This is a genomic window from Pseudomonas persica (assembly GCF_900291015.1).
In the GTDB taxonomy this organism is placed as follows: Bacteria; Pseudomonadota; Gammaproteobacteria; order Pseudomonadales; family Pseudomonadaceae; genus Aquipseudomonas.
In genome coordinates this window covers 59,297-83,404 of the sequence record NZ_OLKL01000007.1, presented here as the reverse complement: position 1 = coordinate 83,404, position 24,108 = coordinate 59,297, and the positions used below count along the sequence as shown (strand labels likewise).

Below are 24,108 nucleotides of genomic sequence, written 5' to 3'. Positions count from 1 at the left end.
AGGGATGCACTGCGATTTGCTAAGGTCGATCGGGTTGTCCTTCATAAAAACAAAGAAAAGGATGTTCACCGATGCGAAAAGCACCGTTATTGCGCTTTACCCTCGCCTCGTTGGCGTTAGCCTGCAGCCAGGCCTTCGCTGCACCCTCCCCCTACTCCGGCATGATCGTGTTCGGCGACAGCCTCAGCGACTCGGGGCAGTTTGGCGGCATACGTTTCACCAACCGCGATGCCAATGGCAACTATGCCCCGGTGTCGCCGATGATCCTTGGTGGGCGGCTCGGGGTAGACCCGACAGCGCTGGGCCCTTCCACCTCCCCCATCAACCCGGCGCTGGGGATTCCCGATGGCAACAACTGGGCCGTTGGCGGCTATACCACCCAGCAGATCCTTGATTCGATCACCAAGACGTCCAAGACGGTCATCCCACCCGGGCGCCCCGGCGCCGGGCAGGTACTGCGAGAAAAACCGGGCTACCTGGCCAACGGCCTGCGCGCAGACCCCAACGCGTTGTACTACCTGACCGGTGGCGGCAACGACTTCCTGCAAGGCCTGGTCAGCAGCCCGGCCGATGCCGTGGCCGCGGGCGTCCGCCTGGCCGCCAGCGCGCAGGCCCTGCAGCAAGGTGGCGCCCGCTACATCATGGTCTGGCTGCTACCCGACCTCGGCCAGACGCCGAACTACAGCGGCACGCCGCAGCAAAACCAGCTGTCGCTGCTGTCCGGTGCCTTCAACCAGTCGCTGCTCGGCCAACTGCGGCAGATCGATGCCGAGATCATTCCACTGAACATCCCTGTGCTGCTGAGCGAAGCATTGGCCAGCCCCGAGCAGTTCGGCCTGGCCATTGGCCAGAACCTGGTCGGCACCTGCTACAGCGGTGAAGGCTGCGTGGAAAACCCGGTGTATGGCATCAACGGCACCACGCCAGACCCGACCAAGCTGCTGTTCAACGACTCGGTACACCCGACCATTGCCGGCCAGCAACTGATTGCCGACTACGGCTACTCGATCCTTTCCGCTCCCTGGGAACTGACCCTGCTACCGGAAATGGCCCACGCTAGCCTGCGCGCCCATCAGGACGAATTGCGCAACCAGTGGCAGACACCCTGGCAGGCAATTGGCCAGTGGCAGGCCTTCGTCGCCACCGGTACCCAGGACCTGGACTTCGACGGCCAGCGCAGCGCAGCCAGCGGCGATGGCCGCGGCTACAACCTGACCCTGGGCGGCAGCTACCGCCTGAACGACGCCTGGCGCCTGGGCCTGGCCGGCGGTGTGTACCGGCAGAAACTGGAGGCCGGCGCACAGGACTCGAACTACAAGCTGGACAGCTACCTGGCCAGCGCCTTCGCCCAATACCGCCAGGACCGCTGGTGGGCCGACGCGACACTGACCGCCGGGCACCTGGCCTACAGCGACCTCAAGCGCACCTTCGCCCTTGGCGTGAACGACCGCAGCGAAAAGGGCGACACCGATGGCGAGGCCTGGGCGATGTCGGGGCGGCTGGGCTACAACCTGGCGGCCGAGGGCAGCAGCTGGCAGCTGGCGCCGTTCATCAGCGCCGACTATGCGCGGGTGAAGGTGGATGGCTATGACGAGAAGAGCGGGCGCTCGACGGCGCTGGGCTTCGATGACCAGGAACGTACATCACGCCGTTTGGGCGTGGGGTTGCTGGGCAGTGTGCAGGTGCTGCCGAGTACCCGGCTGTTCGCCGAGGTGGCGCAGGAGCATGAGTTCGAGGATGACCAGCAGGATGTGACGATGCACCTGACCAGCCTGCCGGCGAATGACTTCACCCTGACCGGGTATACGCCGCACAGCGACCTGACCCGGGCGAGCCTGGGGGTGAGCCATGAAGTGGTGGCGGGGGTGCATTTGCGCGGCAACTACAACTGGCGCAAGAGTGATGAGTTGACGCAGCAGGGGGTGAGTTTGGGGGTCAGCGTCGACTTCTGAATTGATGGGGCCGCTCTGCGGCCCATTCGCGGGTAAACCCGCTCCCACAGGGTCGGCACAGCTTTCGAACCTTGCGCTGTACCTGTGGGAGCGGGTTTACCCGCGAATGGGCTGTGCAGCACCCCAACTGTTTACTTCGCCGACGTCTGCTCAGCCAACGCCACCGCGCGGAACATCGCCCGGCGCTTGTTGATGGTCTCTTCCCACTCCAGCGCCGGCACCGAGTCGGCTACGATGCCACCCCCGGCTTGCACATGCAGCTCGCCGTCCTTGATTACCGCAGTACGGATGGCAATGGCGGTATCCATGTTGCCGTTCCACGCGAAGTAACCGACCGCACCACCATAAACCCCACGCTTGACCGGCTCCAGCTCGTCGATAATCTCCATCGCCCGAATCTTCGGCGCCCCCGAAAGCGTACCGGCCGGCAGGATCGCCCGCAGCGCATCCATCGCCGTCAGCCCTTCGCGTAGCTGGCCAGTGACGTTGGACACAATGTGCATCACGTTGGAATAACGCTCGATCACCATCTTCTCGGTCAGGCGCACGCTGCCGGTCGAGGACACACGGCCGACGTCGTTACGGCCCAGGTCGATCAGCATCAGGTGCTCGGCAATTTCCTTGTCGTCCGACAGCAGGTCGTCTTCCAGCGCGCGGTCGGCCTCTTCGCTAGCACCACGCGGGCGGGTGCCGGCAATCGGGCGCACGGTGACCAGGTTGTCCTCGACGCGCACCAGTACCTCGGGCGAGCTGCCGACCACATGGAAGTCACCAAAGTTGAAGAAGTACATGTACGGCGTCGGGTTGAAGCAGCGCAGCGCACGGTACAGGTCGATAGGCGCGGCCTTGAAGTCGATCGACATGCGCTGCGACGGCACCACCTGCATGCAGTCACCGGCCAGGATGTATTCCTTGATACGGCCGACGGCGTTCTCGTAATCCTCACGGGTGTAGCTGGAGCGGAACTCCGGCTCGGCAGCCTGCGGGCCACTCAGGTCCAGGCCACGGCGTGGGGTGATCGGCTGACGCAGGGTTTCCAGCAAGCCTTGCAGGCGCGCCTGGCCCTGCTCGAAAGCCTGCTCTTGAGCCGGGTCGACCAGCACGATCGCGTGCATCTTGCCCGCCAGGTTGTCGAACACCACCACCGCATCGGACACCATCAGCAGGATATCCGGCACGCCCAGCGGGTCCGGGTTGGGGCTGGCGCCCAGGCGCTTCTCCACATAGCGCACGCAGTCGTAGCCGAAGTAGCCGACCAAGCCGCCGTTGAAGCGCGGCAGGCCAGGGATATCGGCGACCTTGTAACGGTCTTTGAAGGTTTCGACGAAGGCCAGCGGGTCTTCGACATCATGGCTTTCCACCTCCACGCCATCCTGCAGGATGCTGACGTGGTAACCGTGCACACGCATCACGGTACGCGACGGCAGGCCGATCATCGAGTAACGGCCCCATTTCTCGCCGCCCTGTACCGATTCGAGCAGGTACGAGTTGGGCTGGTCGGCCAGTTTCAGGTAGATCGACAGCGGCGTGTCGAAGTCGGCCAGGGTTTCGCAGGCCAAGGGAATGCGGTTGTAGCCGGCAGCGGCCAGGCGCAGGAATTCTTCGCGGGTCATGGGTAGCCTCGTGGCAAGCAGCAATAGGTCAGGCAAACGGACGGGCCGGCACGCGCCGGCTGGCTAAAGTCAGGCGCGCCAACGCCAACGGGCCAGGGCCTTGATGACTTTCATCCAGAATTTGCCAGTAACCGCCACGGTGGACTCTCTGTCTTGTGAGGCTTGAAGGTCCGCCAACGTTATCCCAGTGGCCGGGTCTGCGCAACCGGGCAGCAATGCGCGCAGGTCGTCGATCACCAGGCTGGGCGATTCATCGTGGATCGGCCGGCCATGGTTGTAGCCGTAGGTCAGGCCTACGCACTGCACGCCAGCCGCCTTGGCCGCCAGCACGTCACTGCGCGAATCACCGACGAACAGCGACTGTTGCGGGGCAACGCCGGCCATCTGCATGACGAATAGCAGCGCCGCCGGGTCAGGCTTTTTCTGTGGCAGGGTGTCGCCGCCGATGATCCAGCGGAAGTAGTTGCCGATCTTCATCTGGTCCAGCAGCGGGCCGATGAAGCGCTCGGGCTTGTTGGTGATCAGCGCCATCTCCACGCCCTGCTTGCGCAGCCAGCGCAGGGTGTCCTGTACACCAGGGTAAACCACGGTCAGTTCGTGGCTTTCGGCATAGGCCTCCATGAACAGCGCCAACGCCTTGTCGGCCAGCGCATCATCCACGTCGGCGTGGTCGATCCCGCCCGCCAATGCCCTGCGCACCAGCACCTGGGCGCCATTGCCAACCCAGTGGCGCACCGCCTCAAGGCCGGCAGGCGGGCGCCCCAGTTCGAGCAGCATGCGGTCCACAGCGGTGGCCAGGTCTGGCACGGAATCGATCAGGGTACCGTCCAGATCGAACATCACCAGCCTGGGCAGCGTCCCCGGGAACAGCTGCTCGAAGCCGCTCATGGGCGGGCCTGAGCCAGTTCGGCGCGCATCCTGGCGATGACTTCCTGGTAGTCCGGGGCGTTGAAGATCGCTGAACCGGCCACGAAGGTGTCGGCGCCAGCGGCAGCGATCTCGCGGATATTGTTGACGTTGACGCCACCGTCGATTTCCAGGCGGATATCACGGCCACTGGCATCGATCAGCGCACGCGCCTCGCGCAGCTTGTCGAGGGTACCAGGGATGAACTTCTGCCCGCCGAAGCCTGGGTTGACGCTCATCAGCAGCACCATGTCGACCTTGTCCATCACGTACTTCAGGGCATCCAGGCTGGTGGCCGGGTTGAACACCAGGCCGGCCTTGCAGCCCCCGTCCTTGATCAGCTGCAGCGAACGATCGACGTGCTGCGAGGCTTCCGGGTGGAAGGTGATGTAGGTGGCACCTGCTTCGATGAAGTCACCGATGATGCGGTCGACCGGGCTGACCATCAGGTGCACGTCGATCGGGGCGGTGACGCCGTACTTGCGCAGGGCGCTGCAGACCATCGGGCCGATGGTCAGGTTGGGGACGTAGTGGTTGTCCATGACATCGAAGTGGACGATGTCGGCACCCGCGGCCAATACCTTGTCGACGTCCTCGCCCAGGCGGGCGAAATCGGCGGAGAGAATGGAGGGGGCAATAGCGTAGGGCTGCATGGCGCACCTGTTGGCAGAATCACGGTGGCGCGCATTGTAACCCAGGCAAGCGGATGAAGGCTGATTAGCATCAACCTGTGCCGACCTCTTCGCGGCTAAAGCCCACCGGGACCGAAAGCTACACAAATCCTGTGGGAGCGGCTTTAGCCGCGAAGAGGCCGGTACAGACAACACAACATCAACCAGGCTGCTGGGTTCTCAGCTTCTCGCTACGCCCACGTAACCACTCCAGGGTCAGCAGCAAGATCACCGAGAAGGCAATCAGCAAGGTCGCCGCCGCGGCAATGGTCGGGCTGAGGTTCTCGCGAATACCACTGAACATCTGCCGCGGCAGGGTCGCCTGCTCCGGCCCGGCCAGGAACAGGGTCACCACTACTTCGTCAAACGAGGTGGCAAAGGCGAACAGCGCCCCCGAAATCACCCCGGGCGCGATCAGCGGCAGGGTCACCCGGCGGAAAGTCAGCAGCGGCGAGGCGCCCAGGCTGGCTGCCGCGCGCACCAGGTTGTAGTTGAAGCCCTGCAAGGTCGCCGACACGGTAATGATGACGAACGGCACGCCCAGTACCGCATGCACCAGGATCAGCGAGGTGAAGCTGTTGCCCATGCCCAGAGGGGCGAAGAACAGGTAGCTGGCCACACCGATGATCACCACCGGCACTACCATCGGCGAAATCACCAGCGCCATCACCAGCGACTTGCCGGGGAAGTCGCCACGGGTCAGGCCGATGGCTGCCAGGGTGCCGAACACCATGGCCAGCACCGTGGCCGCCGGGGCGACGATGATGCTGTTCTTCAAGGCCCGCATCCACTCGGCCGAGGCGAAGAAGTCCTGGTACCACTGCAGCGAGAAGCCCTGCAGCGGGTACACCAGGAAACTGCCACTGTTGAACGACAGCGGCACGATCACCAGAACCGGCAGGATGAGAAACAGCAGGATCAAGCCGCAAAGAATGCGCAGGCTGTAGAACCACACCCGCTCCACGGGCGACATGTAAGGGCTCAGCATGACAAGGCTCCTCAGCTCAGGCGCAGGCGGCTGGCGCCGACCAGCCAGCTATAGATCAGGTACAACAGCACGGTCGCCAGCAGCAACAGCCCGCCCAGTGCGGTGGCCATGCCCCAGTTGATGCTGGTGTTGGTATAGAAGGCCACGAAGTAGCTGACCATCTGGTCATTCGGGCTGCCCAGCAGTGCCGGGGTGATGTAGTAGCCGATGGCCAGGATGAACACCAGCAGGCAACCGGCGCCAACCCCGGCGTAGGTCTGCGGGAAGTACACCCGCCAGAAGCTGGCGAACGGGTGGCAGCCCAGCGAGATTGCCGCACGCATGTAGCTGGGCGAAATACCCTTCATCACGCTGTACAGCGGCAGGATCATGAACGGCAGCAGGATGTGCACCATCGAGATGTACACACCGGTACGGTTGAACACCAGTTCCAGCGGCTGGTCGATGATGCCCATGGCCATCAGCGCGCTGTTGATCAGGCCACCCGACTGCAGCAGCACGATCCACGCCGCCACCCGAACCAGGATCGAGGTCCAGAACGGCAGCAGCACCAGGATCATCAGCAGGTTGCTCTGCCGGGTCGGCAGGTTGGCCAGCAGGTAGGCCAGCGGGTAGGCCAGCACCAGGCAGATGGCGGTAATCACCACACCCATCCACAGCGTGCGGGCGAAAATGTCCAGGTAGATGGCCTGGTCCGGGGTGGCCTTGGCCAGTTCGCCAAGGTCATCGATACGGTGATCGAGCGAAGCCAGCAGGTAGAACGAGGTGACCGTGCTGGTGTTGCGGCGGATCGCCTGCCAGTAGGCCGGGTCGCCCCAACGCTCGTCGAGGGCCTGCAAGGCATCTTTATAGGAAGCGGGTTCGCTCTTGAACGGCAGCGCCCGCGCGGTCTTGGCCAGCAGGCTGCGGTAGCCGGCCAGCTCCATGTTCAGGCGCTTGGACAGGTCGCCCAGGGTCTGGTTCTTGCGCGATTCGGCCAGGTCCTGGCTCAACGCCTTGTACACGTCCTCGCCCGGCAGGCTCTTGCCATCCCACTGGGTGATGACGCCCACGGTGCGCGGCAGGCCGCCAACCACTTCCGGGTTGCCGACACTCTTGTACAGCAGCGCCGCGATCGGCACCAGGAACACCAGCAGGAGAAACAGCGCCAGCGGCGCGATCAACGCCTGCGCCTTCCAGCGGTTGACCCGCTCGGCGTGCTTGAGGCGCTGCTTGAGACTTGGACCTGCGCCTTCGTTGAGGGGCACTGCAATGGCCATGGCGAACTCCGCGATACGAACTGAAAATGGGGCCGCGTTGCGGCCCCCTACGCTGGCCGTTTACTTCTTCGCCGCCCAGGCGTTGAAGCGTTGTTCCAGCTGCTCGCTGTTGTCAGCCCAGAAGGCCACGTCGATCTGCACCTGGTTGGCGATGTTCTCCGGCGTGGTCGGCATGTCCTTCTTCACCGCGTCCGACAGCAGGCTCACGGCCTTGGAATTGGCCGGGCCGTAGGCGATGTTCTCGGAGTAGGTCTTCTGCTGCTCGGGCTGCACGCTGAAGGCGATGAATTTCTTCGCTTCCTCGGCATCCTTGGCACCTTTCGGGATGGCCCAGGCGTCAAAGTCGTAGATGCCGCCGTTCCACACTACCTTGAGGTTGCTCTCTTTCTGCACTGCAGCAATGCGGCCGTTGTAGGCCGAGCTCATGACCACGTCCCCCGAGGCCAGGTACTGCGGTGGCTGGGCGCCGGCTTCCCACCACTGGATGCTTGGCTTGAGTTCGTCGAGCTTCTTGAAAGCGCGGTCCACGCCCTCTTTGGTGCCCAGCACCTGGTACACGTCCTTCGGCGCCACACCGTCGGCCATCAGGGCGAATTCCAGGGTGTACTTGGCGCCCTTGCGCAGGCCGCGCTTGCCCGGGAATTTCTTGGTGTCCCAGAAATCGGCCCAGCTGGTCGGTGCGGTCTTCAGCTTGTCGGCGTTGTAGGCCAGTACCGTGGACCATACGAAGAAGCCCACGCCGCAGGGCTGGATGGCGCCAGGCACGTAGTCACCCTCGTTGCCGAACAGCGCCGGGTCGAGCTCTTCGAACATGCCCTCGTCACAACCGCGGGCCAGCTCCGGCGACTCTACTTCCACCAGGTTCCACGACACGCTCTTGGTGTCGACCATGGCTTTGACCTTGGCCATTTCGCCGTTGTACTCGCCAGCGACGATCTTGCCCTTGCCGGCCTTCTCCCACGGCTCGTAGAACGCCTTGACCTGGGCCGCCTTGTTGGCACCGCCGAACGAGATCACAGTGAGGTCTGCGGCCATGGCCTGGCCAGCGGCGAACAGCCCCAGGGCCAGGGCGGTCAGTTTCAACTGCTTGCGCATTATTATTCTCTCCACAGTACAGGGTTGGTGAAGCAATCCATCAATGGGCTTCGGCAATCGGATCGAGCGCGCGGGCGTGCTCCACCTCCCAGCCCAGCGGTACCACATCGCCCACGGCCAGGGCCGGGTCGAGCTCGGCAATCGGCTGCTTCACGAAGAAGTCGCCCTTGCCGCAAACCTCCAGGCGCACCCGCACGTGGTCGCCCAGGTAAATGAATTCGGCCACCCGCCCCGAGAAACGGTTTACGCAGCTCTCGCTGTGGCCGTTCAGCCGCACGCGCTCGGGGCGAATCGACAGGGTCACCGGCTCGCCGGCCTGGCCGACATTCACCGCCAGCGCCTCGACCCGCTCGCCACGTGGCAGCTGCACCTGGCAGCGCTTGCCATCGCTGCCCAGCAGGGTGCCGTTGATGCGGTTGTTCTCGCCGATGAAGTTGGCGACGAAGGTGTTGCAGGGTTCTTCATACAGCGTGCGCGGGTCGGCGATCTGCTGGATTTCGCCCTGGTGGAACACGGCCACACGGTCGGACATGGTCAGCGCTTCGCCCTGGTCGTGGGTCACGTACACCACGGTCACGCCCAGGCGCTGGTGGATGTGCTTGATTTCCATCTGCATGTGTTCACGCAGCTGCTTGTCGAGGGCGCCCAGCGGTTCGTCCATCAGCACCAGCTGCGGCTCGAACACCAACGCCCGGGCCAGGGCCACCCGCTGCTGCTGGCCGCCGGACAGCTGGCCGGGGTAGCGCTTGGCGAAGGCGTCGAGCTGGACCATGTTCAGCACCCGCTTGACCCGCTCGCTGATGTCGGTCTTGCTCAGGTTGCGCACGGTCAGCGGGAAGGCCAGGTTCTCGGCCACGGTCATGTGCGGGAACAGCGCGTAGTTCTGGAACACCATGCCGATGTCGCGCTTGTGCGGCGGCACGTTGTTGATCGAGCGCCCGGCCAGCTGGATTTCACCGGCGGTGGGGGTTTCGAAGCCGGCCAGCATCATCAGGCTGGTGGTCTTGCCCGAGCCGGACGGGCCAAGCAGGGTGAGGAACTCGCCCTTGCGGATATCCAGGTTGAGGTCTTTGACGATCAGCGACTCGCCGTCGTAGCTCTTCTGCACACCACGGAAGCTGACCAGCGTTTCGCTGGTTGCAGCGTTCGACTTCGCCTCGCTCATGCCTGCACCTTCTTGTTGGATGACTGCGTAGGCAAAGACTAGACAAGCGGCAAGCGCCAGGAAATCGGGGGTGCTGAGAGAATGCCATCATCCGGATGGAAGATTTTTTGTAGGGATTCCCCTACAAAGATGGCGGGTTTGGAATGCTCCCCTGAGCCCTGCTGCGGTCCTTGTGGGAGCGGGTTCACCCGCGAAAGGGTCTAGCCTGCCATGCGCGGTGCCTAGGCAGGCCTCTTCGCGGGTGAACCCGCTCCCACAAGGGGCCGGTACAGGCTGCAAGAAGTGCATGTCGCAATCAGACCAGCTTGTGCTCCATGGCGTACTTCACCAGTTCTGCCAGCGAGTTCACTTTCAGCTTCTGCATCAGGCGCGCCTTGTGGGTGCTGATGGTCTTGCTCGACAGCGCCAGCTGCTGGGCGATGTCGTTGACGTTGGCGCCCTGGGCCAGGCGCTCGAACACCGAAAACTCCCGCTCCGACAGCAGCGTGTGCAGCGGCCGCGACTCGGTCAGGCCCACTTCGAAGACCATACGGTCGGCCAGCGCCGGGTCGATATAGCGCCCGCCAGCGGCAACCCGCCGAATCGCGGTCAGCAACAGCGCCGGGTCGCTGTCCTTGGTGGCATAGCCCGCCGCCCCGGCCTTCAGCGCCCGCGCCGCCATCTGCGCTTCGTCGTGCATCGACAACATCAGGATTGCCGGCGCATCGTGCAACGCACGGATCCTCGGGATCGCCTCCAGGCCATTCACGCCCGGCATCGAGATATCCAGCAACACCACTTCGCACGGCGTGTGGCGCAGGGTTTCCAGCAACTGCTCGCCATTACCGGCCTCGCCCGCCACCTGCATGTCCTTGGCCAGGCCAATCAACTGCTTGATGCCCTCACGGACAATGGTGTGGTCTTCGGCCACCAGCACTCGAATCACGATCGCTCTCCTACTCCAACGGTATGGCCACGCTCAGGCTGGTGCCTTCGCCCGGTTCACTGTCCAGCGCCATGCTGCCGCCCAGCATCAGCACCCGCTCACGCACCCCTACCAGGCCGAACGAGGTGGGCCGGGGCTGGTCACGGCAAAAACCCTGGCCGTCATCGCTGACGGTCATGCGCAATTGCCCGTGCTCACGCACCAGTTCGATCTCCACGCTGTGCGCCTGGGCATGGCGCATCACGTTGGTCAGCGCCTCCTGGAGAATACGGAACAGCCCGATGGCCTTGGCATCGCTCAATGCTGGCAGATTATCCGGTACTTGTACCAGGCAGGGGATCTGGGTGCGTGCTTCAAAGCGCCGCGCCTGCCATTCGATGGCCGAGGCAATGCCGGCATCGAGAATCGGCGGGCGCAAGGCGGTGGCCACGTCGCGCACCAGCTGGAACAGTTGGGCGATCAGGCGCTTCATGCTGGCCAGGCGCTCGTTCAGGCCCGGGTCCAGCTCGGCAAAGGCCAGCTCGCACATCGATACCTCCAGCTTGAGCACGGTCAGCATCTGCCCCAGTTCATCGTGCACTTCCCGGGCGATGCGGGCCTTTTCTTCCTCCCGCACACTCTCCAGATGGGCCGACAGTTCGCGCAGTTGCTCCTGGGATCTGGCCAGCGCCAACTCGGCCCGCTTGCCCTGGGTGATGTCCCACACCACGCCATCCCACACCACCCGGCCGTTGCCCAGGCGCCGGGTACTGGCCTTGATGTCGGCCCAGCGCTGTTCACCCTCGCGGGTGAGGATGCGCCCCTGCCAGGACCAGTCCTGATCGCTGGCCAGGGCCAGATCCTGCACCCGGTGGTAATCGGCGCGGTCCTCGGGATGTACCAAATTGCGCAGGCCCATCTGCGGGTGCTGGATCTCGCTGGGCGCATAACCCACCAAGGCCTCGCTGCCCTCGCTGATGTAGGGGAACTCCAGGTCGCCCTCGGCCGGGTCGCGCTCCAGGCGGAACACCAGCCCCGGCACATTGCCAGCAATGCCCTTGAGCCGCGCCTCGCTTTCGCGCAGGGCCGCCAGGGCGCGGTGGCGCTCGGTGACATCGGCGAGGTAGACCACCAGGTACTCGGAGTCACGAAAGCGCAGAAAACTCAGCGACAGCTCGACCGGCAGCAGGCTGTGGTCAGCCCGCCGGCACTGCGTCTCGAACTGGCCGATACCGCCCGACCCGGTGCGCGCGCCCTTCCACAGCTCCAGCCAGCGGTCCATGCTCAGGCTGGGTTCAAAGTCGCTCAGCGGCCGCTCCAGCAGCGCGCCTTCACCGTAGCCCAGCATGCGCTCGGCGGCATGGTTGGCGTAACGTACGTGGCTGTCCCAGTTGACCCAGAGGATGCCCACCGTACTCTGGTCGATGGCGAACTGGCTCAGGCGCAACGCTTCTTCGCGCACCTGCCGCTCCGCCAGGCTTTCTCGCGTCGCCAGCAGGCTGCGCTCCAGCTGGCGCTGCTGCCGACGCTGCCACACCAGGGTAGCCAGTGCGCATAACAGCAGCATGCCCGACAGCAAGGCCAGGTTCTGCCAGAAACCGGTCGACTCGCTCAGGCGTGGGTACTTGGGCTGCAGCCAACGCTGGTGCAACTGCTCCAGTTCCTTGGCCGGCAACGCCTGCAGGCCACGCTCGAGCACATCGGCCAGCAGCGGCCAGTCGCGCCGCGAACCGATGCGCAACAGCTGCGGCAGGCCGATATCACCGACCACCGCCAGCTCGCCGAACTCGCTCTCGCGCGACAGGCGGCTGAGCTGGGCTTCGTCCAGCACCGCGAAACTGGCCTGGCCACCCACCACCAACTGCAGGGCCTCGCGCTCGTTGGGCACCCCTTGCAGGTTGAGGTTGCTGTAGTTGCCGCGCAGGTAGTCCGCCAGCTGGCCAGGCATGCGCACCGCCACCCGCTGCTCGGCTTCGAGCGTTTCCAGGTCCACCGCCATGGCCCCGGTGCGCGGCCCCACCACCAGTTGCGGCACGCGCATGTACGGGTCGCTGAACAGCCACAGACGCAGGCTGGCGGGGGTCTGGGTAAGCCCCGGGGCAAAGTCGATTTCACCGGCCTGCAGGGCATGTTCGAGGCTGGCCTGGTCGGCGAAGTTGCGCCAGGTAAGGTCCAGCCGCAGCACCTGCGCCAGGCTGCTTACCAGTTCCACGTTGGCCCCGTACAGTTGCTGCAGGCGCCGGTCGAACTGAGCGTAGGGCGCCTGCAGCACCAGGCCGACGCGCAGGCTGCGGTGCGTATCCAGCCATTGCTGCTGGGCCGGATCCAGGGCAACCGTGGGCACTGCCTCGGGCCTGGCCAATGCAATCAAGGGCAGCCACAAGCAGCCGATAACCAACAGGCGACGCACTCGCTTCATCTACACGCTCGTCTTGGCAAAGGCGGCCATGCAGCATGGCCGTCACGGGCAAATACTATTAGGCTGCCGGTATCATTCTGGCCCCGGGTTGACTCATGTCCACACTTTATCGCACGACGCTGGCAATGTGCTGCCTGGCCTCGATCGTTCCACTCGGCGCCCTGGCCGCCGATGCCGAAAAACCATCCACCACCACCGAGGCACCCGCTGCCCAAGCCCCGCGCCCACCGTTGCTGGAGCGCAGTCAGGAGGATGCCCAGGCCCTCGAGCGGCTGGTGCCCAAGGCCGAGCAGCAGACCCTGCAGGCCGGTGCCGACAGCTTCCTGGCACTGTGGAAACCAGCCAACGACAGCGACCCGCAAGGGGCGGTCATCATCATCCCGGGCGCTGGCGAAACGGCTGACTGGCCGAATGCAGTCGGCCCGCTGCGGCAGAAGTTCCCCGATATCGGCTGGCACAGCCTGAGCATCAGCCTGCCCGACCTGCTCGCTGACAGCCCGCAGGCGCGGGTCGAAGCCAAGCCGGTTGCCGAGCCGGAGCAGGACAACGGCGAAAGTGCCCCGGCCAAGGACGTGCCGGCCGATGCCAATGCCAACGTCGCCCAGGCTACGGCAGCCGATGCCGACACCGCAGAGAGCACTGACGCCAAACAGGCCAGCGAGCAAACCGACCCGGCCGATGCCGAGCGCATTTTCGCCCGCCTGGATGCCGCGGTGGCCTTTGCCCAGCAGCACAATGCTCGCAGCATCGTGCTGATCGGCCATGGCAGCGGCGCGTATTGGGCGGCCCGTTACCTGAGCGAGAAACAGCCACCGCAGGTGCAAAAACTGGTGATGATCGCCGCCCAGACACCGGCGCGGGTGGAGCATGACCTGGAAAGCCTGGCCCCGACCTTGAGAGTACCGACTGCCGACATCTATTACGCCACCCGCAGCGGTGACCGCAATGCAGCCGCGCAGCGCCTGCAGGCCAGCAAGCGGCAGAAGGACAGCCAGTACCGGCAGTTGTCGCTGATTGCCATGCCGGGGAACAAGGCGGCCGAGCAGGAGCAACTGTTCCGCCGGGTGCGGGGGTGGATGAGCCCGCAGGGGTAAGGGCTGTATTGATGGCCCTATCGCCGGCAAGCCAGCCCCCACCCCGACCGCGCTGCCCTCCAGGCCTGTGCAGTACCTGTGGGAGCTGGCTTGCCGGCGATGAGGCCCTTACAGGCCCCGCCGCTTGCGGATCATTGCGTAGGCCTGATGCAACTCCCGGGTCCGCTCGGTCGCTTCGCGCACCTGCGCTTCGCTGGCACCGGTCCCCGCCAGCTTGTCCGGATGATACCGGCTGACCAGCCGACGATACGCCTGCTTGACCTTGTCGCCATCGGTATCGGCCTCGACCGCCAGCAAGCGCAACGCCGCCGCATAGGTCATGGCCACCCCTTCCGGCCCCGCCGCCTTGCGCGGCTCGTACTCCAGCGACATGGCCTGCACCTGCCGCCGGCTCAGGCCCAGTTTCTGCCCCCAGTCCAGTAACAGTTCACGCTCCTTGTTGCCCATTTTGCCGTCGGCCCAGACCATGCGCCAACAGGCACGCAGGGTGCCTTCGGCCGCATGCGGCTGCTGGCGAATACGCCGCAGGTGCCCACCCAGCCGGTCCTTGCCCGCCTTGCCGCGGTTGAACGCGGCAATCGCGCGCAGCCGGGCCGCTTCGGCCAGGTCCAGGCGCACCATTTCCTGGCGTGCCTGCTGGATATGCTGCTCTCCCACCCGGCCATCGCACTTGGCCAGGCGCCCGAGCATCACGAACAGCAACTCGTCATCCTGCAAGGCCGGGCGCCCGCCCAGGCGTTCGCGCATGTCCTCCCAGCCTTGCAAACGCAGGCGGCGGTCCATGGCCTGCCCGAGCAACGCACCGAGCAAGGCGCCGGGGATGCTAGCAACGGCAAAGCCGGCACCGGCACCAATCACCGTGCTTGGCCACCACATGTCAGGCGCGCTCGCCGATCAGGCGCTCGGCCTCGGCCAGGCGTTCGAGCGTACCGACATCCACCCAGTGCCCACGGTAGTGCTCGCCACTGACCTGGCCCGCCGCCATGGCCTGGCGCAGCAATGGCGCCAGCTTGAAGGCTCCGGGCCGGCAGCCTTCGAACAGCGCCGGGTGCAGCACCGAAAGGCCGCTGAAGGTCAGCGTGCCGGGCGCATCGTCACCATCGACCACCCGTTCGCCCACCAGGCGGAAGTCGCCGCGGCCGTGATGGCCAGGGTTGTCGACCAGCACCAGGTGAGCCAGGCCTTGCAGGGGGGCCTGCAGGCGCGCGAAATCGTAGTCGGTCCAGATATCGCCGTTCACCAGCAGGAACGGCGCATCCCCCAGCAGTGGCAGGGCCTTGAAGATGCCGCCGCCGGTTTCCAGCGGCTCACCTTCGGGCGAATAGCGGATACTCAGGCCGAAACGGCTGCCGTCACCCAGGTGGTCCTCGATCTGCTGGCCGAGCCAGGCATGGTTGATCACCACCTCGGTGACGCCCGCCGCAGCCAGGGCCCGCAGGTGGTACTCGATCAGTGGCTGGCCGGCGACCGCGACCAGCGGTTTGGGGGTGTGCAGGGTCAGCGGGCGCATGCGCTCACCTTTGCCCGCTGCCAGGATCATTGCCTTCATGCACGCGCTCCGGCCTGCAACTCGGCAATCAGCTCACCCAGCTCCGCCAATTCGGGCCGGCGGCTGATCACTTCCTTTATATAGGCGAAGAAGCGCGGCACGTCGCCCAGGTAACGGGGTTTGCCGTCGCGGTGGCAGATACGGGCGAAGATGCCGATCACCTTCAGGTGGCGCTGCACCCCCATCAGGTCGCTGGCACGCAGAAACGCGTCGAAGTCGGCCTGCACCGGGATGCCGGCAGCCTGCGCCTGCTGCCAGTAGTCGCGCAGCCAGCCTTCGACCCGCGTCTGCGGCCAGCTGAGGAAAGCGTCCTTGAACAGGCAGGTGATGTCGTAGGTGACCGGTCCGTACACGGCATCCTGGAAGTCCAGCACGCCGGGGTTGGGCGTGCTCTGCATCAGGTTGCGCGGCATGTAGTCGCGGTGCACCAGCACCTTGGGCTGGGCCAGGGCGCTGTCGATCAGCAGCTGGCTGATACGCTGCCAGGTGGCTTTCTGGGCTTCGCTGAAGGTAACGCCAAGCTCACGCCCCACGTACCACTCGGGGAACAGTTCGACCTCGCGGCGCAGCAGCGCATCGTCGTAGCTGGGCAGCGGCGCATCCATCGGCAGGCGCTGGAACGCCAGCAATGCACCGATGGCATCGGCGAACAGGCCGTCGGCGTTGTCCGCATTAATGATATCAAGGTATGTCTGGTGGCCCAGGTCACCCAGCAGCAGGAAGCCGCGGTCCAGGTCCTGGGCGTGGATCAGCGGCACATGCACATCGGCACTGGCCAGCAGGTGGTCGATGGCGACGAACGGTCGGCAGTTTTCCTGCGGCGGTGGCGCATCCATGATCACGAAGCTGTGGCCGGCACCCTGCCAGCGGAAATAGCGGCGGAAGCTGGCGTCGCTGCTGGCCGCGGTCAGGCTGCCTGCGGGCACATCGCCCCAGGCGTTTTTCCGGAAAAGATCATTGAGCTGCTCATCGAGCCAGACCGTCAGTTGTTGCAGGCGTACATCGTGTTCAGGCATTACAAGGGTCTCCGACGGCCCTAGCCGTCAAGCGGGTCATGCTTTATTATCCAGCATCTTTTTCAGACCATCGAGAGGCGTGCGGCCCCACACGCGGGCAGATGGCACGCAGGAAGCCCGGACTAATAAGATGGCATTGAAATCCCCCGCGTTTCGTAGAAAGTTTCCGTTGCTGGTAACCGGCGGTCTGCTGGCCCTGCAACCTCTGGCCACGTCGTACGTGGTGGCAGCCGAACAGTTCGACTGCCAAGTGTCCGCCTCCGGTGGTTGGGACTGCAAGCCCAAGACCCCAGTCAACAACCTGCCACCGCGCCCGGTGCACGAGGGTGCTGCCGTCAGCACCGGCACCGAAGCCGCGAGCGAAGGCGAAACTGCGGACCGGCCTGTGCTGGTCACCGAGGCCAAGGGCCGTGCCCTGAAGTCGCGTAGCGAAGACTACAGCCACCTGGACTGGGTTCCGCGTGAAAAGCTCACTGCCGCGCAGCTGGCCGAAACCGGCCCGTACTGCGGTGGCGCGTACATCGAGCCAACCCGCCCGGGCATGGCCGACACCACGCCGAAGGACGAGTCGCCGACCTACATCAACGCCAAGGTGTCCAAGTACCAGCAGGAGCAGCAGATCGCTACTCTCGCCGGCGACGTGGTGATGCGCCAGGGCAGCATGCAGGCCGAGGCCGACGAGGCCAACCTCTACCAGACCGAAAACCGTGGCGAGCTCAAGGGCAACGTCAAGATTCGTGACAACGGTTCGCTGGTGGTCGGTGACGAGGCACAGATCCAGCTCGACACGGGTGAGGCCCAGGTCGACAACGCCGAATACGTGATGCACAAGTCGCACATCCGCGGCAGTGCCCTGTACGCCAAGCGTGGCGAAAACGCCATCATCCGCCTCAAGGACGGTACGTACACCACCTGCGAACCAGGCAGCAACGCCTGGCAGCTGAAGGGCAACAACATTACCCTGAACCCGGCCACCGGTTTCGGTACCGCGACCAACGTTACGCTGCGGGTCAAGGATTTCCCGGTGTTCTACACACCGTACATCTACTTCCCGATCGACGACCGTCGCCAGTCCGGCTTCCTGCCGCCATCGTTCAGCAGCACCAGCGACACCGGCTTCATGCTGGTCACGCCGTACTACTTCAACCTGGCGCCGAACTACGACGCCACGTTGTACCCGCGCTACATGACCAAGCGCGGCCTGCTGATGGAAGGCGAGTTCCGCTACCTGACGCCTTCCAGCGAAGGCCAGTTCGGTGGCGCGTACCTCAACGACAAGAACGACGACCGCAAAGACCAGACTGACTACAAAGAGCAGCGCTGGATGGTCAACTGGCAGCACAAGGGCGGGCTGGACGAGCGCCTGATGGCCGAGGTGGACTACACCGACATCAGCGACCCGTTCTACTTCCAGGACCTGGAGTCCGACCAGATCGGTATCGAAACCCAGGACCTGCTGAACCAGCAGGGTGCTCTGACCTACCGTGGTGACAGCTACACCGCGCGGTTGAACGTGCATGCCTACGAGATGGCGACCATCTCGAAGATTACGCCGTATGACCGCCTGCCGCAGATTACCTTCAACGGCATGCTGCCGTACCACCCGGGCGGCTTCGACTTCAGCTACAACACCGAAGCCGTGCGCTTTGATCGCGACCTGAAGACAGGCCCGGTATTCAACGAAGATGGGGTACTGGACACTACTGCCGGGCCCAATGGCCAACGTCTTGACGAGAACATCTTTGGCCTCGCAAGGGCCAACGGCACCCGTCTGAACCTCGCACCGTCCATCAGCCTGCCGATGGAGGCCAGCTACGGCTACCTCAAGCCGAAACTGACCTACATGTACACCAATTACGACCTGGACCTGGACAGCGAAGGCAAGGCTGACCTGGCCAACGCCTCACAAGCTACCCGCGACCTGCGCGGTGATTTCTCGAGCACCCAGAACCGCGATATCCCTATCTTCAGCGTCGACAGTGGCCTGTACTTCGACCGCAACACTTCCCTGTTCGGCACGAACTACAAGCAGACCCTCGAACCGCGCCTGTTCTATCTCTACGTTCCGTACAAGAACCAGATGGACATCCCGCTGTTCGACACGGGTGAGTCGTTGTTCAGCTTCGACTCGCTGTTCCGTGAAAACCGCTTCAGCGGCACCGACCGCATCGGTGACGAGAACAAGCTCTCGCTGGGCGTGACTACCCGCTGGATCGAAGAAAACGGCTTCGAGCGTCAGAACTTCAGCATCGGTCAGGCGTACTACTTCAAAGATCGTAAAGTCCAGCTGCCGGGTATTAACTACAAGACCCGCACCGACTCGCAGTCCGACGTATCACCATACGCTCTGGTGTACAACTACTACTTCAACCGCGATTGGCGCTTCAACTCGGACTTCAACTGGGATCCGGACAGCCGCAGTACCCGTTCGGGCAGCGCGATGTTCCACTACCAGCCAGAGGACAATCCGAACAAGGTGGTCAACCTTGGTTATCGTTATCGTAACGACACCATCTCCTACGACTCCACCACCGGTGAGTGGAAAGTGGGCGGTGGCGACTACGGTGTTCCTGGTAGCCCGAACTACGTCAAGGACTACTACAAGATCCAGCAGCATGACTTCTCGGTCATCTGGCCGATCGTTCCGCAGTGGAGCGTCATCGCTCGCTGGCAGCATGACTACAACCGCAACCGCACCCTGGAAGCCATGGGCGGTTTCGAGTACGACAACTGCTGCTGGAAGCTGCGCCTGATCAACCGCTACTGGATCGACTACGACGACTTCAGCCAAGCCCTTCCGACGAACGAAAAAGGCGACCACGGCATCTTCCTTCAGATCGTCCTGAAAGGCCTCGGTGGTGTAGTCGGCAACAAGGTCGAGTCTTTCCTCGACCAAGGCATTCAAGGTTACCGTGAACGTGAAGACCAAGCTTATTGATCGACTGCGCCCGGCGTTGCTGGGCGTTGCATTGCTGAGTGGCGCGGTGCATGCCGCGGTGCAACCTCTTGATCGCGTGGTGGCCATCGTCGACAACGACGTGGTCATGCAAAGCCAGCTGGACCAGCGTGTCCGCGAGGTCCAGCAAACCATCGCCAAGCGCGGCGGCGGCATGCCGCCGGCCGGCGCGCTGGACCAGCAGGTGCTGGAGCGCCTGATCGTCGAGAACCTGCAGCTGCAGATCGGCGAGCGCTCCGGCATCCGCATCACTGACGAAGAGCTGAACCAGGCCATCGGCACCATTGCCCAGCGCAACGGCATGTCGCTGGACCAGTTCCGCGCCGCCCTGGCCCGTGACGGCCTGTCGTTCGACGACGCCCGCGAGCAGGTCAAGCGCGAGATGATCATCAGCCGCGTGCGCCAGCGCCGCGTGGCCGAGCGCATCCAGGTGTCCGAGCAGGAAGTGAAGAACTTCCTCAACTCCGACCTGGGCAAGATGCAGATGTCGGAAGAGTACCGTCTGGCCAACATCCTGATCCCGACCCCGGAAGCGGCCAACTCGGAAGCCATCCAGACCGCCGCACGCCAGGTCGGCGATGTGTACCAGCAGCTCAAGCAGGGCGCGGACTTCGGCCAGATGGCCATTGCCCGCTCCGCCAGCGAAAACGCCCTGGAAGGCGGCGAGATGGGCTGGCGTAAAGCCGGCCAGCTGCCGCCAGACTTCGCCAAGATGCTCAGCAGCATGGCGGTGGGCGACATCACCCAGCCCATTCGCATCCCCAACGGCTTCATCATCCTCAAGCTCGAGGAGAAGCGCGGTGGCAGCGAGAACGTGCTGCGTGACGAAGTGCACGTACGCCACATCCTGATCAAGCCAAGCGAAATCCGCAGCGATGCGGCCACCGAACAACTGGCCGAGCGCCTGTACGATCGCATCAAGAACGGTGAAGACTTCGCCGAGCTGGCGAAGAGCTTCTCGGAAGACCCGAGTTCGGCGCTCAACGGCGGCGACCTCAACTGGGTTGACCCGAACAGCCTGGTACCGGAGTTCCGCGAGCAGATGGCCAACGCCGCCCAAGGCGAAGTCACCCGCCCGTTCAAGACCCAGTACGGCTGGCATGTCCTGGAAGTGCTGGGCCGCCGCGCCACCGACAGCACCGAGCAGGCTCGTGAACAGCAGGCCATGAACGTACTGCGCAACCGCAAGTACGACGAAGAGCTGCAGACCTGGCTGCGCCAGATCCGCGACGAGGCCTACGTAGAAATCAAGCTGCCTGGCGCTGACCAGGCCGCCCAGTGAAGCCCCTGCGCTTCGCCGTCACCCCCGGCGAGCCGGCCGGCATAGGCCCCGACCTGTGCCTGCTGCTCGCCGCAGACGCCCAGCCCCACCCCCTGATCGCCATCACCAGCCGTGACCTGCTCGCCGAGCGGGCCACGCAGCTGGGGCTGGCCGTCAACCTGCTGCCGGTAGCGCCGGGCCAATGGCCCGAGCAGCCGGCGCCAGCGGGTAGCCTGTACGTCTGGGATACCCCCCTGGCGGCCGCGGTAGTGCCAGGCCAGCTCGACAAGGCCAACGCTGCGTTCGTGCTGGAAACCCTGACCCGTGCCGGGCAAGGCTGCCTGGACGGGCATTTCGCCGGGATGATCACCGCCCCTGTACACAAGGGCGTGATCAACGAAAGTGGTATCGCCTTCTCCGGGCATACCGAATTCCTCGCCGAACTGACCCACACCGCGCAAGTGGTGATGCTGCTGGCCACCCGTGGCCTGCGCGTGGCCCTGGTGACCACGCACCTGCCGCTGCGCGAGATTGCCGGCGCCATCACTGCCGAGCGCGTCGAACGTGTAACCCGTATCCTGCATGCCGACATGCGCGACAAGTTCGGCATTGCCAACCCGCGCATCCTGGTGTGCGGTCTCAACCCGCACGCGGGTGAGGGCGGCCACCTGGGCCGCGAGGAAATCGACATCATCGAGCCGACCCTGGCCCGCCTGCGCACCGAAGGCATGGACCTGCGCGGGCCGCTGCCGGCCGATACCCTGTTTACCCCCAAATATCTGGAGCACTGCGACGCGGTGCTGGCGATGTACCACGACCAGGGCCTGCCCGTACTCAAGTACAAAGGCTTCGGTGCTGCGGTCAACGTGACCCTGGGCCTGCCGATCATCCGCACGTCGGTCGACCACGGCACCGCCCTGGACCTGGCCGGCACCGGCAAGGTCGACACCGGCAGCCTGCGCGTCGCGCTGGAAACCGCCTACCAGATGGCCGAGAACCGACCATGAACGAGCAATACCAACACCGGGCGCGCAAGCGCTTCGGCCAGAACTTCCTGCACGACGCCGGCATCATCGACCGCATCCTGCGTGCCATCAACGCCAAGGCTGGCGAACATCTGCTGGAAATCGGCCCGGGCCAGGGCGCCCTGACCGAAGGCCTGCTGGGTAGCGGCGCACAGCTGGACGTGGTGGAACTGGACAAGGACCTGGTGCCGATCCTGCAGCACAAGTTCGCCGGCCGCAGCAATTTCCGCCTGCACCAGGGCGACGCCCTGAAGTTCGACTTCAACCAGCTGGGCGTGCCACCGCGTAGCCTCAAGGTGGTGGGCAACCTGCCCTACAACATCTCCACCCCACTGATCTTCCACCTGCTCAGCCATGCCGGGCTGATCCGCGACATGCACTTCATGCTGCAGAAGGAAGTGGTCGAGCGCATGGCCGCCGGCCCTGGCGGTGGCGACTGGGGGCGTTTGTCGATCATGGTGCAGTACCACTGCCGGGTCGAGCACCTGTTCAACGTTGGCCCTGGCGCCTTCAACCCGCCGCCGAAAGTGGACTCGGCCATCGTCCGCCTGGTACCGCACGAAGTGCTGCCGTACCCGGCCAAGGACGCAAAGCTGCTGGAGCAGGTGGTACGCGAAGCCTTCAACCAGCGCCGCAAGACCCTGCGCAATACCATGAAAGGCCTGCTCGACAGCGCGGCCATCGAAGCGGCCGGGGTGGACGGCAGCCTGCGCCCTGAGCAACTGGACCTGGCCGCCTTCGTGCGCCTGGCTGACCAGTTGGCCGATCAGCAAGCCTGATATCGCCTGTACCGGCCTCTTCGCGGGTAAACCCGCTCCCACAGGAATCGCACAATCCTTGAAATCTGTGTGTTCCCTGTGGGAGCGGGTTTACCCGCGAAAGGGCCGGCACTGACAACAAAGACCTCAAGCCCCTGCACCGCTGGCCCTCCCCCCTCTCAATGGCCTAGACTGCATTATTGCGTCAGTTCGCCCAAGGCCCTTGCATGTCCGACCCCCGCTATCAGATCGACGTCAGCGTCGTGACCCGCTACCTCAAAGAACAATCCGACCCCGAAAACAGTCGTTTCGCTTTCGCCTACACCATTACCGTGCAGAACAATGGCTCGCTCAAGGCCAAGCTGCTGTCACGCCACTGGCTGATCACCAACGGTGACGGCGAGGTCGAGGAAGTGCGCGGCGCCGGTGTAGTCGGCCAACAGCCCAATATCGACCCGGGCCAGAGCCACACCTACAGCAGCGGCGCGGTGATCAGCACCCGCGTGGGCACCATGCAGGGCAGCTACCAGATGTTCGCCGAAGACGGCAAACGCTTCGATGCCGAGATCGCCCCCTTCCGCCTGGCGGTGCCCGGGGCACTGCACTGATGGCTACCTACGCCGTCGGTGACCTGCAGGGCTGCCTGCAGCCACTCAAGTGCCTACTCGAACGAGTCAACTTCAACCCCGCCGTCGACCGCCTGTGGCTGGTCGGCGACCTGGTCAACCGCGGCCCCGAGTCACTGCAAACCCTGCGCTTCCTTTATTCGATCCGCCAGTCGCTGGTGTGCGTGCTGGGCAACCATGACCTGCACCTGCTGGCCGCCTGGCACAACGTCGAACGCTTGAAGAAAAGCGACACCCTGCGCGAGATCATCGAAGCGCCGGACGCCGACCTGCTGTTCGACTGGCTGCGCCAGCAAAAGCTGCTGCACTACGACGAGCCCCGTGGCATTGCCCTGGTGCACGCCGGCATTCCGCCGCAATGGACTTTGGGCAAAGCCCTGGCGCTGGCCGCCGAGGTCGAGGAAGTGCTGCGCGACGACGAGCGTCTGAAGCTGTATCTGGACGGCATGTACGGCAACGAGCCGAACAAGTGGACCAAGAACCTCAACGGCATCGAACGCCTGCGGGTCATCACCAATTACCTCACGCGCATGCGCTTCTGCACCGCCGAGGGCAAGCTCGACCTCAAGAGCAAGGAAGGCCTGGAGACCGCGCCCAAAGGCTACAAGCCCTGGTTCGCGCACAAGGACCGCCGCTCACGCCACGTGAAGATCATCTTCGGCCACTGGGCCGCCCTGCAGGGGCAGGTAAACGAGCCCGGCATCATCGCCCTGGACACCGGTTGCGTGTGGGGCGGCGCCATGACCCTGTACAACGTCGACAGCGGCGAGTACCACCGCTGTGACTGTGCCGACGACGGCACCCTGCGCCAACCGGCACAACCCACTACACTCAACGACCACACCTGAAGG

At 64.4% G+C, this 24,108-nt stretch carries 20 protein-coding genes; 8 read left to right on the top strand and 12 right to left on the bottom strand.

Annotated elements, in window-relative coordinates; all coding sequences use genetic code 11:
• Positions 1-71: 71 nt before the first annotated feature.
• A complete protein-coding gene (gene estP / locus FQ664_RS02535; protein ID WP_144170304.1) occupies positions 72-1,952 on the top strand; it encodes an esterase EstP in 1,881 nt (626 codons plus the stop codon).
• 131 nt (positions 1,953-2,083) lie between these two features.
• Here the strand turns inward: estP and trpE are convergent, their stop codons facing one another.
• The 9 genes from trpE to FQ664_RS02490 form a co-directional block, all read right to left on the bottom strand.
• Positions 2,084-3,565 carry an anthranilate synthase component I gene (gene trpE, locus FQ664_RS02530; RefSeq protein WP_144170303.1) on the bottom strand — a complete coding sequence of 494 codons (1,482 nt, stop codon included), beginning with the start codon at positions 3,563-3,565 and terminating at the stop codon, positions 2,084-2,086.
• Positions 3,566-3,634: 69 nt separating this feature from the next.
• Positions 3,635-4,453 (bottom strand): phosphoglycolate phosphatase, encoded by an 819-nt coding sequence (locus FQ664_RS02525; RefSeq protein ID WP_144170302.1) that lies wholly within the window; start codon positions 4,451-4,453, stop codon positions 3,635-3,637.
• A complete protein-coding gene (rpe, locus tag FQ664_RS02520; RefSeq protein WP_144170301.1) occupies positions 4,450-5,124 on the bottom strand; it encodes a ribulose-phosphate 3-epimerase in 675 nt (224 codons plus the stop codon). The genes FQ664_RS02525 and rpe overlap by 4 nt, the downstream gene beginning before the upstream one ends.
• Before the next feature lie 178 nt (positions 5,125-5,302).
• Positions 5,303-6,130: an ABC transporter permease gene (locus FQ664_RS02515; RefSeq protein WP_144170300.1), complete on the bottom strand. Its 828-nt coding sequence runs from the start codon at positions 6,128-6,130 to the stop codon at positions 5,303-5,305.
• Positions 6,131-6,141: 11 nt separating this feature from the next.
• Positions 6,142-7,389, bottom strand: coding sequence for an ABC transporter permease (locus FQ664_RS02510; RefSeq protein ID WP_144170299.1), 1,248 nt, complete (start codon positions 7,387-7,389; stop codon positions 6,142-6,144).
• Positions 7,390-7,449: 60 nt separating this feature from the next.
• The gene (locus FQ664_RS02505) at positions 7,450-8,484 is read right to left on the bottom strand and encodes an ABC transporter substrate-binding protein (protein ID WP_144170298.1); all 1,035 of its coding nucleotides are present in this window, start codon (positions 8,482-8,484) and stop codon (positions 7,450-7,452) included.
• A 40-nt stretch (positions 8,485-8,524) separates the two neighbouring features.
• The gene (locus tag FQ664_RS02500; RefSeq protein ID WP_063914589.1) at positions 8,525-9,649 is read right to left on the bottom strand and encodes an ABC transporter ATP-binding protein; all 1,125 of its coding nucleotides are present in this window, start codon (positions 9,647-9,649) and stop codon (positions 8,525-8,527) included.
• Between the two features lie 295 nt (positions 9,650-9,944).
• Complete coding sequence (locus FQ664_RS02495; RefSeq protein WP_170929296.1) at positions 9,945-10,577, bottom strand: response regulator; 633 nt, start codon at positions 10,575-10,577, stop codon at positions 9,945-9,947.
• Between the two features lie 7 nt (positions 10,578-10,584).
• Entirely contained in the window at positions 10,585-12,972 is a 2,388-nt protein-coding gene (locus tag FQ664_RS02490) for a PAS domain-containing sensor histidine kinase (RefSeq protein ID WP_144170297.1), read from the bottom strand.
• Between the two features lie 95 nt (positions 12,973-13,067).
• Between FQ664_RS02490 and FQ664_RS02485 the strand changes: the two genes are divergently transcribed.
• A complete protein-coding gene (locus tag FQ664_RS02485) occupies positions 13,068-14,066 on the top strand; it encodes an alpha/beta hydrolase family protein (protein WP_144170296.1) in 999 nt (332 codons plus the stop codon).
• 108 nt (positions 14,067-14,174) lie between these two features.
• Here FQ664_RS02485 and FQ664_RS02480 read toward each other — a convergent pair whose 3' ends face one another.
• From FQ664_RS02480 to FQ664_RS02470, 3 genes are read right to left on the bottom strand one after another with little or no spacing between them, the layout of a single operon-like run.
• A complete protein-coding gene (locus FQ664_RS02480; RefSeq protein ID WP_144170295.1) occupies positions 14,175-14,942 on the bottom strand; it encodes a TerB family tellurite resistance protein in 768 nt (255 codons plus the stop codon).
• A gap of 1 nt (position 14,943) precedes the next feature.
• Complete coding sequence (murU, locus tag FQ664_RS02475) at positions 14,944-15,615, bottom strand: N-acetylmuramate alpha-1-phosphate uridylyltransferase MurU (RefSeq protein WP_144170294.1); 672 nt, start codon at positions 15,613-15,615, stop codon at positions 14,944-14,946.
• Positions 15,612-16,631, bottom strand: a complete 1,020-nt coding sequence (locus tag FQ664_RS02470) for an aminoglycoside phosphotransferase family protein (RefSeq protein ID WP_144170293.1) — start codon at positions 16,629-16,631, stop codon at positions 15,612-15,614. The genes murU and FQ664_RS02470 overlap by 4 nt, the downstream gene beginning before the upstream one ends.
• Before the next feature lie 130 nt (positions 16,632-16,761).
• Here FQ664_RS02470 and FQ664_RS02465 point away from each other — a divergent pair, with 130 nt between their 5' ends.
• The 6 genes from FQ664_RS02465 to FQ664_RS02435 all read left to right on the top strand — a co-directional run bounded on the left by FQ664_RS02465 (position 16,762) and on the right by FQ664_RS02435 (position 24,105).
• Positions 16,762-19,569 (top strand): LPS-assembly protein LptD, encoded by a 2,808-nt coding sequence (locus FQ664_RS02465; RefSeq protein ID WP_144170292.1) that lies wholly within the window; start codon positions 16,762-16,764, stop codon positions 19,567-19,569.
• Positions 19,550-20,869, top strand: coding sequence for a peptidylprolyl isomerase SurA (gene surA / locus FQ664_RS02460; RefSeq protein ID WP_144170291.1), 1,320 nt, complete (start codon positions 19,550-19,552; stop codon positions 20,867-20,869). Before FQ664_RS02465 ends, surA begins: the two co-directional genes overlap by 20 nt.
• Positions 20,866-21,855: a 4-hydroxythreonine-4-phosphate dehydrogenase PdxA gene (gene pdxA, locus FQ664_RS02455; protein WP_144170290.1), complete on the top strand. Its 990-nt coding sequence runs from the start codon at positions 20,866-20,868 to the stop codon at positions 21,853-21,855. The genes surA and pdxA overlap by 4 nt, the downstream gene beginning before the upstream one ends.
• Positions 21,852-22,652: a 16S rRNA (adenine(1518)-N(6)/adenine(1519)-N(6))-dimethyltransferase RsmA gene (gene rsmA / locus FQ664_RS02450; protein ID WP_025337458.1), complete on the top strand. Its 801-nt coding sequence runs from the start codon at positions 21,852-21,854 to the stop codon at positions 22,650-22,652. The genes pdxA and rsmA overlap by 4 nt, the downstream gene beginning before the upstream one ends.
• Positions 22,653-22,858: 206 nt before the next feature.
• A complete protein-coding gene (apaG, locus tag FQ664_RS02440) occupies positions 22,859-23,239 on the top strand; it encodes a Co2+/Mg2+ efflux protein ApaG (protein ID WP_012270198.1) in 381 nt (126 codons plus the stop codon).
• Positions 23,239-24,105, top strand: coding sequence for a symmetrical bis(5'-nucleosyl)-tetraphosphatase (locus tag FQ664_RS02435; RefSeq protein WP_144170289.1), 867 nt, complete (start codon positions 23,239-23,241; stop codon positions 24,103-24,105). Before apaG ends, FQ664_RS02435 begins: the two co-directional genes overlap by 1 nt.
• Positions 24,106-24,108 lie beyond the last annotated feature (3 nt).

Bases quoted from the DNA above. Each gene is read 5' to 3' on its own strand.
- estP (WP_144170304.1), top strand. From the start codon at position 72: ATGCGAAAAGCACCGTTATTGCGCTTTACCCTCGCCTCGTTGGCGTTA.
- trpE (WP_144170303.1), bottom strand. From the start codon at position 3,565: ATGACCCGCGAAGAATTCCTGCGCCTGGCCGCTGCCGGCTACAACCGC.
- FQ664_RS02525 (WP_144170302.1), bottom strand. From the start codon at position 4,453: ATGAGCGGCTTCGAGCAGCTGTTCCCGGGGACGCTGCCCAGGCTGGTG.
- rpe (WP_144170301.1), bottom strand. From the start codon at position 5,124: ATGCAGCCCTACGCTATTGCCCCCTCCATTCTCTCCGCCGATTTCGCC.
- FQ664_RS02515 (WP_144170300.1), bottom strand. From the start codon at position 6,130: ATGCTGAGCCCTTACATGTCGCCCGTGGAGCGGGTGTGGTTCTACAGC.
- FQ664_RS02510 (WP_144170299.1), bottom strand. From the start codon at position 7,389: ATGGCCATTGCAGTGCCCCTCAACGAAGGCGCAGGTCCAAGTCTCAAG.
- FQ664_RS02505 (WP_144170298.1), bottom strand. From the start codon at position 8,484: ATGCGCAAGCAGTTGAAACTGACCGCCCTGGCCCTGGGGCTGTTCGCC.
- FQ664_RS02500 (WP_063914589.1), bottom strand. From the start codon at position 9,649: ATGAGCGAGGCGAAGTCGAACGCTGCAACCAGCGAAACGCTGGTCAGC.
- FQ664_RS02490 (WP_144170297.1), bottom strand. From the start codon at position 12,972: ATGAAGCGAGTGCGTCGCCTGTTGGTTATCGGCTGCTTGTGGCTGCCC.
- FQ664_RS02485 (WP_144170296.1), top strand. From the start codon at position 13,068: ATGTCCACACTTTATCGCACGACGCTGGCAATGTGCTGCCTGGCCTCG.
- FQ664_RS02480 (WP_144170295.1), bottom strand. From the start codon at position 14,942: ATGTGGTGGCCAAGCACGGTGATTGGTGCCGGTGCCGGCTTTGCCGTT.
- murU (WP_144170294.1), bottom strand. From the start codon at position 15,615: ATGAAGGCAATGATCCTGGCAGCGGGCAAAGGTGAGCGCATGCGCCCG.
- FQ664_RS02470 (WP_144170293.1), bottom strand. From the start codon at position 16,631: ATGCCTGAACACGATGTACGCCTGCAACAACTGACGGTCTGGCTCGAT.
- FQ664_RS02465 (WP_144170292.1), top strand. From the start codon at position 16,762: ATGGCATTGAAATCCCCCGCGTTTCGTAGAAAGTTTCCGTTGCTGGTA.
- rsmA (WP_025337458.1), top strand. From the start codon at position 21,852: ATGAACGAGCAATACCAACACCGGGCGCGCAAGCGCTTCGGCCAGAAC.
- apaG (WP_012270198.1), top strand. From the start codon at position 22,859: ATGTCCGACCCCCGCTATCAGATCGACGTCAGCGTCGTGACCCGCTAC.
- FQ664_RS02435 (WP_144170289.1), top strand. From the start codon at position 23,239: ATGGCTACCTACGCCGTCGGTGACCTGCAGGGCTGCCTGCAGCCACTC.